Here is a 12,641-nt window from a genome sequence, read left to right on the forward strand (position 1 = left end):
ACGTTTCACCGTCCTCACCGGCACCAACGGCCAGGGGTGGGTGGAGGCAGCGGCAACGGTGTCCGCGGAGCTGGGTATCGAGATCCCGGTGTACAGGATCGGCCCCGACCAGGACTACACCGACACCTACGGTGACTGGCAGCGGCTGCGCGAGATCGCCGACGACGGGTGCGTGCTGGTCCGCCCCGACAACCACATCGGTTACCGGGCCCTGCAGCAGCCGCAGGACCCGACGGCCGCACTGCGGGAGGCACTCCGGAGCCTGCTGCACCTCAACGAGGGTGACACCGCCCTGTCCACGGACGTCGAGGACGAGCTGCTGCAGCTGAGCCGCCGCGAACTCCAGCAGGCCGACGCCCAGTAGAGCTTCTCCGCGAAGCAGCAGTACAAAGGCAAGGACCAGTTCAGTCGATAGCTGAGCTGGTCCTTGCCGTCGTGGGCGGCCCGGAGCGCTGATCTCCTGATTTTCGCTGGTCCCGTGCTCAGTGCTCTGCCCTCGGATGAACCAGACGCGCAGTGAAAGAACCCCGCCTCCCTGGTTCGCCATTAGACTCAAACCCCGGGTGAACTGCTTAAAACTGCGATGAATATCAGGGGAACTCTTCAACACAACCCTTCTAGTAATACCTTTTGCCACCTACGGTTGGGGCGTTCTTTGGCTCCCTGATTGTTCTTGTGCTGAAAGGATCCTACACAGTGAAGGGTCAGTATCTACCGCGTTTTCCTCGCCCGCTGGCAGCTGCCTGCGCCTCCATCACAGTCGCCGCGACTCTCTTCGCCGGAACCGCTCATGCCCTGCCCGGTCAGACCGATGCCCCGGTCCTGCTGACAGATCCTTTCCTCCAGCTGCCCGAGGATCGACAGGTCAACGTCGTTTGGTTCACCGAGCACCCCGGTAACACCCACGTCGTGCTCACCGGAGAGGGCATCGAGAATCTGACTCCCGAGCAGGCCAGGTCCGCTGCCACCGGGGACATGGACGACATCACCGTCCACCATGCTGAGACCAGAAAGCTCTCCCGCATGGCGGAGGACTCCGCATCCGTGCTCAGCGATGCTCCCACCCTGGAGGACGGCATCGTCGCCCGCGATGTCTACCGCCATGAAGCCACCGTCACCGGGATCGCCGCCGAAGGCTCCACCCCCTACCGCGTGGTCTCGCTTATCGACGGCCAAGCGGTACTCTCCGACGTCTACGCGGCCAAGGACCACTTCACCCCGGAGGAGGATGTGACCATGCTGCTGACTTCTGACCACCAGCAGAAGAACAACGCGCCCGCCAACCTCCAGTGGGCCGCCGAGCCCCTCGGTGACATCGATGTCGCATTGGTGGCTGGTGACCTGGTCAATGTTCCCGACCGCGCCTCCGAGTGGTTCGATCACGAGGGCGGGCTCGCATTTTTTGCCGGTATGCAAGGCAACGCCAATTTCACCGCTCCCAACGGTGAGACCTACGACGGTGGTGAGATCGCCCAGAACGCCGTGATCTACCCGGTGATCGGCAATCATGAGGTTCAGGGCCGGATCGACGGGCAAACCTCCCTGGATCATTCCTTCAACTACCCGGTTCCCCGCGAGGTCGCTGAAGCCGAATACGAGAAGGTTGCCGCCGAGGTCAACCCCATCGGCGACCCGGAGATCCGGGAGCGTTGGATCGAGGACAACTCCTTTTCCACCACCTCCTACGAGGAGATCTTCTCCCTTCCCGAGTCGGAATCAGGTGGGGAACGCTACTACGCCACCTCCATCGGCAACACCCGTTTGATCTCGCTGTACTCGACTCGTATCTGGCGCGGCACCGACGCTGAGGCCGACCCGGCGGACCGCACCACTATCTCCCGTTACCAGGAGTCCGCAGATGTCCTGGACAAGCCGCTGGAACGTGGCCACGGTGATTTCATCTTCGAGGACCTGACCGTCGACTCCGAGCAGTACCAGTGGTTGGAAGCCGAACTGGCTTCCCCGGAGACTCAAGGTGCTGAGAACGTCATCGTCATGCTGCACGAGTCCCCGCATTCGCTCGGCAACAACGTCATGCCGCACTTCGCTGATCCGGTGGAGATCCACGAGCGCGATGACAACGGCAATCTTGTAGGGATCCGCTATGAGTACCCGGCGTCCGGCAATCAGCTCCTCACCTCATTGATGCCGCTGGTGGACACACCGGGAACTCCGGTCGATCTGGTCTTCAACGGCCATTCCCACGTCTGGAATCGCTTCGAGTCCGAGAACGGGGTCAACTTCATCGAGACCTCCAATGTCGGCAACTCCTACGGCGCGCGCCACCCGCTGTCAGCGGATGGACCGCGTCCGACTCCGCCAGCACCGTGGAACCCGGAGCACTACCTGGCCTACGGCAGCCCGGGTGGGCTGGAACCGATTGTCCCCTCAGAAAACCCCTTCCCTGCCGCGAATGATCCCACGCAGCCGGCCCCCTACGTCGCCTCCAACGACTACTCGGTGTTCACGGCCTTTGATTCCGGCACCGGGAAGGTCCAGAGCTGGATCTTCGACGGAAGCGACCCTGCCTCCGAGCCGGTGTTGCTGGATGAATTCTCCCTCAATGACACCTCCGGGGATCCGACAGACAAGTCCTCCCGCCCGACCGGATCATCGCTGTCCTCTCACTGATGGATATCTGGTAGACCGGACACCTGCCCCACCGCCGTAGGCACAGCTTCACGCCTCCGGCGGTTTTTCCGTTTCTCCCCACATCTGTCACAGCCAGCCGCCGGAATACGCTCCACAGTTCGGGCCCGGGCCGGGTGGTTTCCGCTCCGAACTGTGGGGCGTTTTCCGTGCTGCTGCTGGGCTCAGTCAGCAGGCCAGGCAAACGCCACGTCGCGGGTCTCCACGTCGGCGCGGATGAGGGATACCTTCGTGGTGGTGCCTTCGGCGGGGTGGCCGAGGGCGTTGGCCAGGACCGGGGGTTCGGGGAGGAAGATGCGGGCCTGGGAGCGTTCCTGGTCAGTCATCAGGATGACGGCGTCGAAGTTGTGGCCCAGCCAGGGGGCCAGCACGGTGGCTTCGGTGAGGTCGAGGCAGGCGCGGTCGACAGCACCGGCGAGCTGGGAGGTGCGCTGCATGACCTCGATGACGGCGTCGGCACGCGAAGACACCCACTCCGGGACCTCCGTGCCGGCGCACAGGGCCAGGCAGTATTCGGTGGCGAAGCGGTCGATCAGCCGGCGCAGGGGTGCGGTGACGTGGGCGTAGTGGCCGCCGATGCCGGCGTGGACCTCGGCGTCGCCGTTGCCCACGCTGGCGTAGCCGGAACCACGCAGCAGCTTCTGGGCCTCGCGCATGACGGCCATGCCGCGGGGGCCGGTGGCGTCGACAAGCTGGAGGAACTCGCCGATCTCCTGGTCCGCGGGGAGTTCGTAGCCCAGGGCGCGGGCCTCGGTGCGGAAGGTCGCCTCGGCCTCGTCGTCGGCGGGGCGCAGGGTGCGCAGCAGGCCGGCGCCGTGTTCGACCATGAGGGTGCCGGCGCACATGCCGGTGAGCAGGGAGATCTCCGAGTTCCAGTCCATGACCTCGTGGCGGGGCTCGACGATGAGTTCGTAGGTGCCGTCCTCGAGGGCGCGCACGCGTTGGGAGGGCAGGCGGAGGTTGATTGCGTGACGTCGCAGAGCGGAGACCTCGCGCAGCTGACCCACCTCGGGCAGCAGCTCGATGGAGGGGTGCATGCTGCCTGCGAGGTAGTGGGCGTGGACGTCGTCGTAGTTCAGGCGCGCATGCGAGCGGACCAGGGCGCGCTCGACGTGGAAATCCGCGACCTCGCCGGCGGGGTCGAGCTCGAAGGTCCACAGGACGGCCGGGCGGTCAACGTCGGGGAGCAGGGAGGCGGAGCCCTCGGAAAGCTCCTCGGGGTGCAGGCGCGCGGGCTCATCCGGCAGGTAGATCGTCTGCCCGCGGCGCAGGGACTCGGCCTCCAGTTCGCTGCCGGGCTCGATGAAGGCGGCGACGTCGGCGATGGCATAGTGCACGCGGTAACCGTCGGCGGTGCGCTCGATGTGGACGGCCTGGTCGAGGTCCTGCGAGCCGACGGGGTCGATGGTGACCAGGGGGATGCCGCGTGCTTCTCTGCGCCCCTCCGCGTACCTGTCGTGCGCCGCGGCGGCGGCCGCGTGGAGTTCGGGTGAGAAGTCGGTGGGGACCTCGAATTCCTCGGCGATGCCACGGAAGTTCAGGGGTGCGGCGTAGAGCTTCATGGGCCCAGTGTGACACAAGTACACTGCTGGCATGATCCATCTCTCCGAGACCCACCAGGCACAACTGGAGATGCTGGCCGATGAATCCGGCCGCTCCCCCGACCAAGTTGTCGCGGAACTGATCCGCCGGGAATGGGAACGCTACTCAGCACGCCAGGGGGTGTGCACCGCCAGCGAGAACATCGCCGCGGCGCGCGAGGCCGTCGAGGCCCAGCTGCGCGCGGCAGTAAAAGGCGAATGAGTCGGCCTGTAAGCCGGATTCTGTACCCCGCAAGGGGCGGTGATCATCCATCTGGGCAGGTCATCGCTGACCGCCTCAAGCAGCTACCTTCGGACTCGGGCGAGCAGCCCTCAAGCGTCCGATCCGGCCTGCCGATGTGACAGGCCATGATGCCTTGCTCCCGGTGGGGTTTACCTGGCCAGACCAGTCACCTGGCCTGCCGGTGCGCTCTTACCGCACCCTTTCACCCTTACCGCCCCGGAGGGCGGCGGTCTACTTTCTGTTGCACGTGCCCGCGGGTTACCCCGGGTTGCCGTTAGCAACCACCGTGCTCGGTGGAGTCCGGACTTTCCTCGACCTCTGCCTGGCCCTGAAGGGCTGGTTCAGAGGCCGCGATCACCCGGCCAACTCATTCGCAGACCCCCACCTTACTCCCGGCACCCGGGATCCGGAAGAGGCCTGCTCAAGGGCCTCAGCGCAGGTGCGCGGTGTCGTTGAACACCCGCAGCGTGGAGCCGACGCGGGCTTCCTCGCCGAAGAACTCCACCACGCTCAACGAGGCCAGGTCCAGGAACATCCGGGAGACCACGTGCGGGCCGGCGTCGAGGGCCTGGCGGATGAAGGACTTGATCGGGGTGACGTGGCTGACCACCAGTACGGTCCTGCAGCGGTAGCGCTCCTCCAGTTCCTGGCGCACGACCCGGACCCGGTTGTGGAGCTTCTGCAGGGATTCACCGCCCGGCGGGGTGATGGTGGGGTTGGACAGCCACTCCTCGTGCAGGTGCGGGGACATGGCGTGGGCCTCGTCGAAGGTCTTTCCCTCCCACTCGCCGAAGTCCTGCTCGATGAGCCCGTCGATGATCTCCACCTCCAGGCCGAGGACCTCGGCGGCCGCGCGAGCGGTCTGCACGCAGCGGGTCAGGGGCGAGGTGACGATGGCGTCGATGCCACCGCGGCTGGCCAGCATCTGCGCGGCAGCCGCGGCCTGGCCGGCACCGATGTCGGTGAGCACCGGATCCGACAGACCCGAGTACTGCTTGGCCGCGGACATCTCCGTCTGGCCGTGGCGCAGCAGCACGAACCGGGTGGGCGGGGTGGTCGCCCCGGTCCAGTGGGCCGGGGTGCCGGAGGTGGACTGGGTGGTGGCGACGATCTCGCAGTCATCGGCACCGCGATGCTCATCGGTCTCTGCCGACGCTTCCGGAACAGAGGTCCCGCCCACGATGCCGGGCTCATGGCCCTTCGCGGCGGCGTCCATGGCCTGGTTGGACAGGGCGTCGGCAACCTCGTTGCGTCCGCGCGGCACCCAGGTGAAGGTGACGGACTCGAAGTGGTCCAGGAGGCGGCGGGCCTCCATGGCGAGCTGCTGCATGTCGGGGTGCTTGATCTTCCAGCGCCCGCTCATCTGCTCGACGACGAGCTTGGAGTCCATGTGGACCTCCACGGTGCGGGCGCCGAGATCCCGGGCGGCCTCCAGGCCGCGGAGCATGCCGTGGTATTCGGCGACGTTGTTGGTGGCACGTTTGCCCACGACGTAGACGACGTCACGCAGGACGGTGCGTCCGTCGGCGGCGTAGATGACGGTGCCGGAACCGGCGACGCCGGGGTTGCCGCGGGAGCCGCCGTCGGCGTAGATGATCACATGGTCATGTCCCGCCACTAGGCCTGCTTCCGGATGAGGTAGGTGCCGCACTCGGGGCAGCGGGGCAGCTCATCGGCCGGGGTACGGTTGATGCGCTGCTGGTCCATGCCGGAGAGCACGATGTAGCAGCCGCCGCAGGTACGGCCGTTGAAATCGGCGGCGCCGACATCGGAGTCGTTCTTCTGGGCGTCGTATTCGGCGATCACGTCCGCGGGCAGCTGCTCGCGTAGCTCAGCGATGTGGACCTCGGGGTCCTTGATGGCGGCGGCGGCCTCGTTGGCGGTCTCGGCGGCACGTTTGGCCACCTCGATCTGGCGGACCAGCTCGTCGGCCTTGGCGCCGTGGACGTCGCGGTTGTTGCGCAGGGCGTGGATCTGGTTGTGGCTCTCCGCGAGCTCGCTCATCAGGTCGGCGATGCGTGACTTCGCGGAGTAGCGGTCGTGTTCGAGGTCGCGGCGGCGGTCCGGGTCGGTCTCGGCGGCAAGTGCGGCCTTGTCGGCGCGTTCGCGCTGGCGGAGTTTGCGCTCGTCCTCCTGGATGCGCAGGATCTCGGCCTCCATGTCATCGACGGCCATCTGGGCGGCCGCGGAGGCGTTCTGCATGCGCTGCTGCTCCTGGAGCAGGCGGTCGTATTCCTTCTGCTCGGAGGTGACGAAGGCCTTGTCGCCGACCACCTCGAGGGATCGTTCGGTGTTGGCGAGCTCAAGCAGGACGGCCTGCTGCGTCGGGTCGAGTTTCATGTTTATCTTTCTACTTAGTCGCGTGGGCGGAGAGAGTCCAGGGGTCGGTTCGGAGGTCGATGACGTGGGTTTCCACGCCCGCCCCCTCCCCCACGATCCCCGCCGCCTGCGCGGTCCAGGGGAATTCGCTGGCCCAGTGGGCGGTGTCGATGACCGGCGGGCCCCCGGCGCGCAGGTACTCGTCGACGGGGTGGTGGCGCAGGTCGGAGGTGACGTAGGCGTCGACGCCGAGGCCCCGGACGGCGTCGAGGAAGCTGTCGCCGGAGCCGGAGCTGACGGCCACCCGCCTGATCATCGCATCCGGGTCACCGGCGGCGCGCACGCCCCACTCGGTGACCGGCAGGGCGTCGGCGACCTGCTGGGTGAAGTCCCGCAGGCTCATCGGCTCGGGCAGCTCACCGATACGTCCCAGTCCGACGCCCTGGGCAACGTCGGAGGTGTCGACGGACTCGAAGATGTCGAAGGCCGGCTCCTCGTAGGGGTGGGCCTGGCGCAGGGTCTCCAGGAGCATGCCGCGCAGGCGGGCCGGGGCGACGAATTCGACGCGGATCTCCTTCGCGCGGTGCAGTTCGCCTATCTCACCCTCGGTGGGGTCAGCTCCTTCGACGGGCATGAACTGGCCGGTGCCCTCGATGTCGAAGGAACACGCGCGGTAGTTGGCGATCTGGCCGGCGCCGGCCTCGAAAAGCGCCTGCTTGACCTCCTCCGCGTCAGCCGGCGGGATGTGCACGCCCCATTTGTCCACGGCCTGCCCGGATTTCGGCAGGATGGGCCGGCCGGAGCTGATGCCCACCAGCTCAGCCAGCCTGTCATTGACGCCGGGGCGGGCGGAATCGGCGTTGGTGTGCGCGGCGAACAAGGCCACCCCGCCCTTGATCAGGGTGTGGATGACCCTGCCCTTGGGGGTGTCGGCAGCCACGGAGGTCACCCCGCGCATGAGCAGCGGGTGGTGGATCACCAGCATCTGGGCGCCGGTGCGCACCGCTTCCTCGGCGACGGCCTGGGTGCAGTCCAGGGCGAAGGCCACCTTCTCCACCTCGTCTGCCGGATCGCCACAGATCAGGCCCACGGCGTCCCAGCTCTCCGCGAGCGAGGGCGGGTAGGCCTCCTCCAGGATGGAACGGATCTCAGCCACAGTAGTCATGGGTACCAAGTGTAGACGGGCACCGTGGCGAGCTCTCTGGCACATTGGGGGCCGTGAGCATTCTTCTTCTCGACGTCGACGGCACCCTCATCGATTCCCTGCCCGGCATCCAGGGCGGATTCCGCCACACCCTGGACCAGTTGGGCTGGCCGCACCCCGACCAGCAGTTCATCGACCACATCGCCGGACCGCCGATGGAGGTGACGCTGCGCTCCCTGGGCATGAGCCCCGAGCTGGCCAGGGAGGGGCTGCAGATCTACCTGGACTACACCCGGCGCGGCGGCTGGGCCAACGCCACGACTTTCCCCGGGATGCTGGAGCTGGTGCGCGCCTGGAAGGCCGCGGGTCTGACGCTGGCGACGGCGACCTCCAAGGGGGAGGAATTCGCGCGGCTGATCCTGGAGCGGGAGGGTTTCCTGGAGCACATCGATTTCCTCGGCGCGGCGCAGGAGGACGGCCCGCGGCGGGGTAAATCCGCGGTGATCGACCACGTCCTGGCCACGAATGGGTGGGATGTTGACACCTCCGATATCCTCATGGTCGGCGACCGCACCCACGACATTGAGGGGGCGGCCGAGCACGGCATCAACACGGTTGCCGTTGCGTGGGGATACGGAACCCCAGCGGAGTGGGCTACCGCCGCCCGCACCGCCCACACGCCCGAAGATCTGAAAGGGATCGTCCATGACTGGCTCGCCGCACGAGGATGAGCGTTACCACGTCGATTTCGTCTGTACCGGCAACATCTGCCGTTCCCCCATGGCTGAGGTGATCTTCCACGACGCGGTGGAGAGCGCCGGTCTCGCGCCGTACATCCGCGTCACCTCCTCCGGTATCGGCGGCTGGCATGTCGGCAACGGTGCGGACCGCCGTGCCATCACCGAGCTGCGTTCCGCGGGTCTGGACGGCTCCGAGCACGTCGCCTCCCAGTTCGGCCCGGAGGACATGGCCGCCGACCTCATCGTGGCCCTGGACACCGGGCACGTCTCCGAGCTCATCGCCCGCGGCGTGCCGGAGGAGAAGATCCGCCTGCTGCGCAGCTTCGACCCCACCTCCCCGGCGCAGGCCTCCGTGGCCGACCCCTACTACGGCGGTCCGGAGGGTTTCACCGAGACCCGCAAGCAGATCGAGGCGGCCGTCACCGGCCTGCTGGATTTTTCCCGCGGTGCCGTCCAGGTGAGTCGTTAGGCCTGCTGGATAAGCCGGGTACACTGGACCCCTGATGAGTACAACGAGGCAGAGGTACGGAAGCTCGCACAGCCGGGGCAAGAAGGGCTGGCGGGTCTTCCTCAAACCCGGCTGGGTGTTCATGTTCCTGGCCATCGTGGCGTTCTCCTATGCCGCCTTCAGCTTCCTGGCCCCCTGGCAGCTGGGCAAGGACGATGACATCGTCCAGCGCAACGAGCAGATCGACGCCGCCTTCCGGGTCGACCCCGTCCCCGCCACGGAGATCTTCGGCCCTGACGGCACGGTCAGCCCGGAGGACGAGTGGCGGCGCGTGACCCTCCAGGGCCGCTACCTCACCGACGATGAGGTCCTGCTGCGCCTGCGCCCGGTGGATACCTCCCCCGCCTTCCAGGCGCTGACCCCGTTCCAGCTGGATTCGGGCGAGGCGATCCTGGTCAACCGCGGTTTCACGGTGCCGTTGGACGGCAACGTCCCCGACATCACCGCTGCCCCCACCGGGCATCTGACCATCACCGGCCATGCCCGCTTCAATGAACAGATGCCCAGCTCCGAGCCGCTGACCGACCACGGTTACCGCCAGGTCTACGGCATCAACACCGACCAGATCGGGCAGGTCGTGGGTGTGGACCTGGCCCAGGACTTCGTCCAGCTCTCCGAGGGGGAGCCGGGGGTACTCAACGCCATCCCGATCCCGCAGCTGGACCGTGGTTCGCACCTGTCCTACGGCTTCCAGTGGATCGCCTTCGGCATCATGGCACCCCTCGGCCTGGGCTACTTCATCTGGGCCGAGATCCGTGAACGCCGTCGTGTGCGCGCGGAGGAGCAGGAGCTTGTCAGCGCCCCCTCCTCCCCCACCCGGCCCGAGTCCCCGGCGGAGCCCGCTGAGGCTGCTGCGGCGGCTGCCCCGGTGACCCGCAGCCGGTACGGGGATGCCCGCCCCGACCACTACGGTCGACTGGCGAAGCGCGGGCGGGAGCGTTTCTAGTTTTTGCCCGGGAAAAAACCTCTGCGGAGGGCTAGGCTGGACCTGTAAACCCAACTAGTTTCCGCAGGATTTGATCATGGGCTTCTGGAATAGACTCATCGGTACCTCCGGCGCGGAGCGGATCGTGGACGCACGCGCGGCAGGTACCCCTTCACCACGCCGCTGGGGTGCAGCGGAAGAACACGACATGATGTGCTGCGACCCCCGGGTGGCGGCACAGGCACTCCTGCTGGCCGTGAACAACGCGGCTGAGCACGGCTTCGAGCCGAAGCGGGAGATCACCGTCGACGACGTCGACTTCGACTACTACAACGGGGCGGACGGTTTCCGTCTGGAACACCTCAACGCACTGCTGCGCCTGACTGAGGATGACGGCACGCCCCTGTTCCCCAGGACCGTGCACTTCGACCCGGAGTGTGTGGAATCCAACGACACCTACTCCCGGCTGCTGGAGCAGATCGCGCAGACCGCGGGCACCACGGACCGCTTCAGTGAGATCCACTGCGACCTGCACTTCGGCCCCTTCTTCCACAACAACCCGGTCGGTGAACTCGACTACCTCCTCGACGGTGAACCCGTCCACCACGACATCGCCGTGGAGGGTGAATGGGCTGACCCCGAGGTCATCCGCCGCCTCTTCCGGGACGCCGCACCGGAGGGCCACACCTGGGTGGCCACCGGGGACTTCGCGGTACATGTGTGGGTGCCGGAGGAGCGCGCGGAGGCGGTCGCGCGTATCTTCGCCTCAGAGGACACCGCCGCCGAGGCCCGCCTCGCCGGTCGCCTCTACGAGGAACGTCACCGTCACCGCATCATCGATCAGGAGTAAGTACATGAGTGCCCGGAAGAAGAACCGCCGGAAGAAGACCACCAGGGCCGTGAGGACCGTGGCGGCGAACACCCCGGTGGAGGAGAGCCCAGCGAAGGATCTGCCGCCCTTCCGGACACCACCGGCGAACCCGCTCATCTACCAGTTCGATGAGAGCATCAAGCTGATGGGCAGGTACGGCCTGATCCACAGGAGGACCGACCTGAGCGGCCACCTCCCCCACCGCCCCATCGACGACCCGAATTTCCGGCACCGTCCCCTGACCACCATCCTGACCCAGGTGGATCCGGACGGCATCCCCTTCATGGAACGCGTCTTCATCGACGAGGGCGAGCTGACCCGCACCACTGTTGACGACCTGAAGTGCTTCATCACCGAGGCTGCCGAGCGATCCGGCACCGCCGACCAGCTGCGCGACATCGTGGTCATGCTCGATCCCGGTTCCACCACCACTGGCAGCCTGCGCTACACCATTGACCAGACCGTGCGGGACCACTCCTTCGAGCTGGACCCCGGTTTCGGTGACGCCCAGGTCGAGGCAGAGATCCTGCAGGGCGTGGCCCCCTACGGTTACGACGCGTATACCTTCTACGCCCTGCCCAGCGTAAAGCCGGTGACCATCTGGATTCCCAGTGACAGCGACGACGGGCTTATCAAGGCCCTGAACAGAGAAAACGAAGAGGCCCCTGTGTCAGAGCCGGCTGAGGCACAGTAGGCTGCCTTGCGATCAGTCCCGAAATAGCACTGATCGCAGAGTTTTCGCGCACGCCACTACTCGGACGTTTCCCTACTCAGAAGAAGAGCTACCGCTATCCCCAGCAGGAGGAATGTGGTCGTTCTCCTGCTGGAGAACAGTGCGGACCATCTTCCCGCGGAACTGGAATACTGGTGGGGCGAGACAGAGTGCTGACAGAAAGTACGGTCAGGGAAACGCTCATCCACTGTCCCCGAGCAATTGCTGATACATCGCCGTCGATCAGCCTACGGCGCTCATAGTTTGCGGTTTCACAGAGTCTTCCGACATCTGAAACGCGCGTTCCGCAAAGCTTGGATCGAGTTTCTTGAACTGTTTCCGCGTCTCCGGCGAGGGTGTGGGCCCCGCCCAGTAGCTGGCGATTGCCTGACGGAACTCAGCCCGCGTTACCGGTTCTGCGTCCAGTGCTTCGTCGGGTTCGACGAAATCGTGCTCGAGGCCCTGTCGATTTCGCGGAAGGTCCGCTCCCATGCCCCGCTGATGGTCAGTCTCGGGTTGCTCTCCTGCAGCCGGCGAGGAGTTCTCAGGGGACGCGGATTGATTTCCATCAGATCCACGCCCCGTTCCCGGGCTCGGCGGTTTGCTGCTCTGATCGTAATTTTCATCGCTTGTGCACCTGCTTCCGTCCGGGCGAGAGCGAACAGGGGGTCTACCAGTCACAACAGTACCCAATTGTCTCGTACTCCTCCCCAGACACCGGGCATGCTGTTCACCGGCGAGTGTGCCCACAATACGCCCACGGACGAGAAAACAGGCCATGAGGGTTCCCAGGAAACCACTCATGACCTGCTATTACATTGGTGCGCTCTGACGGGCTCGAACCGCCGACCTATTGGGTGTAAACCAATTGCTCTTCCAGCTGAGCTAAGAGCGCTGGATACCGACCTACAGGTCTCACCTGTCGGTCAAGCTCCGTGAAGATTACCAC

The 12,641-nt window shown here is 66.0% G+C and carries 12 protein-coding genes, 1 tRNA gene and 1 other RNA gene; 8 read left to right on the top strand and 6 right to left on the bottom strand.

What is annotated here, in order from left to right:
- Both NYP18_RS13595 and NYP18_RS13600 read left to right on the top strand, forming a co-directional pair.
- Window positions 1–364, top strand: a 364-nt coding sequence (locus tag NYP18_RS13595; protein WP_500784498.1) for an aromatic-ring hydroxylase C-terminal domain-containing protein, incomplete at its 5' end; no start/stop codon positions are given.
- A 332-nt stretch (window positions 365–696) separates the two neighbouring features.
- Window positions 697–2,631, top strand: coding sequence for a metallophosphoesterase (locus tag NYP18_RS13600; RefSeq protein ID WP_259428736.1), 1,935 nt, complete (start codon window positions 697–699; stop codon window positions 2,629–2,631).
- Window positions 2,632–2,813: 182 nt separating this feature from the next.
- On the opposite strand, the gene NYP18_RS13605 is transcribed toward NYP18_RS13600, so the two are convergent.
- Window positions 2,814–4,211: an RNB domain-containing ribonuclease gene (locus NYP18_RS13605; protein ID WP_259428737.1), complete on the bottom strand. Its 1,398-nt coding sequence runs from the start codon at window positions 4,209–4,211 to the stop codon at window positions 2,814–2,816.
- A gap of 31 nt (window positions 4,212–4,242) precedes the next feature.
- On the opposite strand from NYP18_RS13605, the gene NYP18_RS13610 reads away from it, so the two are divergent.
- On the top strand, window positions 4,243–4,452 hold the full coding sequence (locus NYP18_RS13610) for a hypothetical protein (RefSeq protein WP_259428739.1): 210 nt from the start codon (window positions 4,243–4,245) through the stop codon (window positions 4,450–4,452).
- Here the strand turns inward: NYP18_RS13610 and rnpB are convergent.
- The 4 genes from rnpB to NYP18_RS13630 all read right to left on the bottom strand — a co-directional run bounded on the left by rnpB (window position 4,446) and on the right by NYP18_RS13630 (window position 7,957).
- Window positions 4,446–4,843, bottom strand: an RNA gene (gene rnpB / locus NYP18_RS13615) — RNase P RNA component class A. The two genes, NYP18_RS13610 and rnpB, sit on opposite strands and share 7 nt — an antisense overlap.
- A gap of 60 nt (window positions 4,844–4,903) precedes the next feature.
- Window positions 4,904–6,091, bottom strand: a complete 1,188-nt coding sequence (locus NYP18_RS13620; protein ID WP_259428740.1) for a bifunctional RNase H/acid phosphatase — start codon at window positions 6,089–6,091, stop codon at window positions 4,904–4,906.
- Complete coding sequence (locus tag NYP18_RS13625; RefSeq protein WP_259428741.1) at window positions 6,091–6,813, bottom strand: zinc ribbon domain-containing protein; 723 nt, start codon at window positions 6,811–6,813, stop codon at window positions 6,091–6,093. The genes NYP18_RS13620 and NYP18_RS13625 overlap by 1 nt, the downstream gene beginning before the upstream one ends.
- A 10-nt stretch (window positions 6,814–6,823) precedes the next feature.
- Window positions 6,824–7,957, bottom strand: a complete 1,134-nt coding sequence (locus NYP18_RS13630) for a Nif3-like dinuclear metal center hexameric protein (protein ID WP_259428742.1) — start codon at window positions 7,955–7,957, stop codon at window positions 6,824–6,826.
- Window positions 7,958–8,010: 53 nt separating this feature from the next.
- Here NYP18_RS13630 and NYP18_RS13635 point away from each other — a divergent pair, with 53 nt between their 5' ends.
- From NYP18_RS13635 to NYP18_RS13655, 5 genes are all read left to right on the top strand, one after another.
- Window positions 8,011–8,667 carry an HAD hydrolase-like protein gene (locus NYP18_RS13635; RefSeq protein WP_259428743.1) on the top strand — a complete coding sequence of 219 codons (657 nt, stop codon included), beginning with the start codon at window positions 8,011–8,013 and terminating at the stop codon, window positions 8,665–8,667.
- On the top strand, window positions 8,642–9,145 hold the full coding sequence (locus NYP18_RS13640) for a low molecular weight protein-tyrosine-phosphatase (protein WP_259428744.1): 504 nt from the start codon (window positions 8,642–8,644) through the stop codon (window positions 9,143–9,145). The genes NYP18_RS13635 and NYP18_RS13640 overlap by 26 nt, the downstream gene beginning before the upstream one ends.
- A gap of 34 nt (window positions 9,146–9,179) precedes the next feature.
- On the top strand, window positions 9,180–10,130 hold the full coding sequence (locus NYP18_RS13645; protein ID WP_259428745.1) for an SURF1 family cytochrome oxidase biogenesis protein: 951 nt from the start codon (window positions 9,180–9,182) through the stop codon (window positions 10,128–10,130).
- A 76-nt stretch (window positions 10,131–10,206) separates the two neighbouring features.
- On the top strand, window positions 10,207–10,959 hold the full coding sequence (locus NYP18_RS13650; RefSeq protein ID WP_259428746.1) for a hypothetical protein: 753 nt from the start codon (window positions 10,207–10,209) through the stop codon (window positions 10,957–10,959).
- A 4-nt stretch (window positions 10,960–10,963) separates the two neighbouring features.
- Window positions 10,964–11,674 carry a hypothetical protein gene (locus NYP18_RS13655; protein ID WP_259428747.1) on the top strand — a complete coding sequence of 237 codons (711 nt, stop codon included), beginning with the start codon at window positions 10,964–10,966 and terminating at the stop codon, window positions 11,672–11,674.
- Window positions 11,675–12,511: 837 nt separating this feature from the next.
- Here NYP18_RS13655 and NYP18_RS13660 read toward each other — a convergent pair.
- Window positions 12,512–12,587, bottom strand: a tRNA-Val gene (locus tag NYP18_RS13660).
- Window positions 12,588–12,641 lie beyond the last annotated feature (54 nt).

Source organism: Corynebacterium lemuris, assembly GCF_024919295.1.
In the GTDB taxonomy this organism is placed as follows: domain Bacteria; phylum Actinomycetota; class Actinomycetes; order Mycobacteriales; family Mycobacteriaceae; genus Corynebacterium; species Corynebacterium lemuris.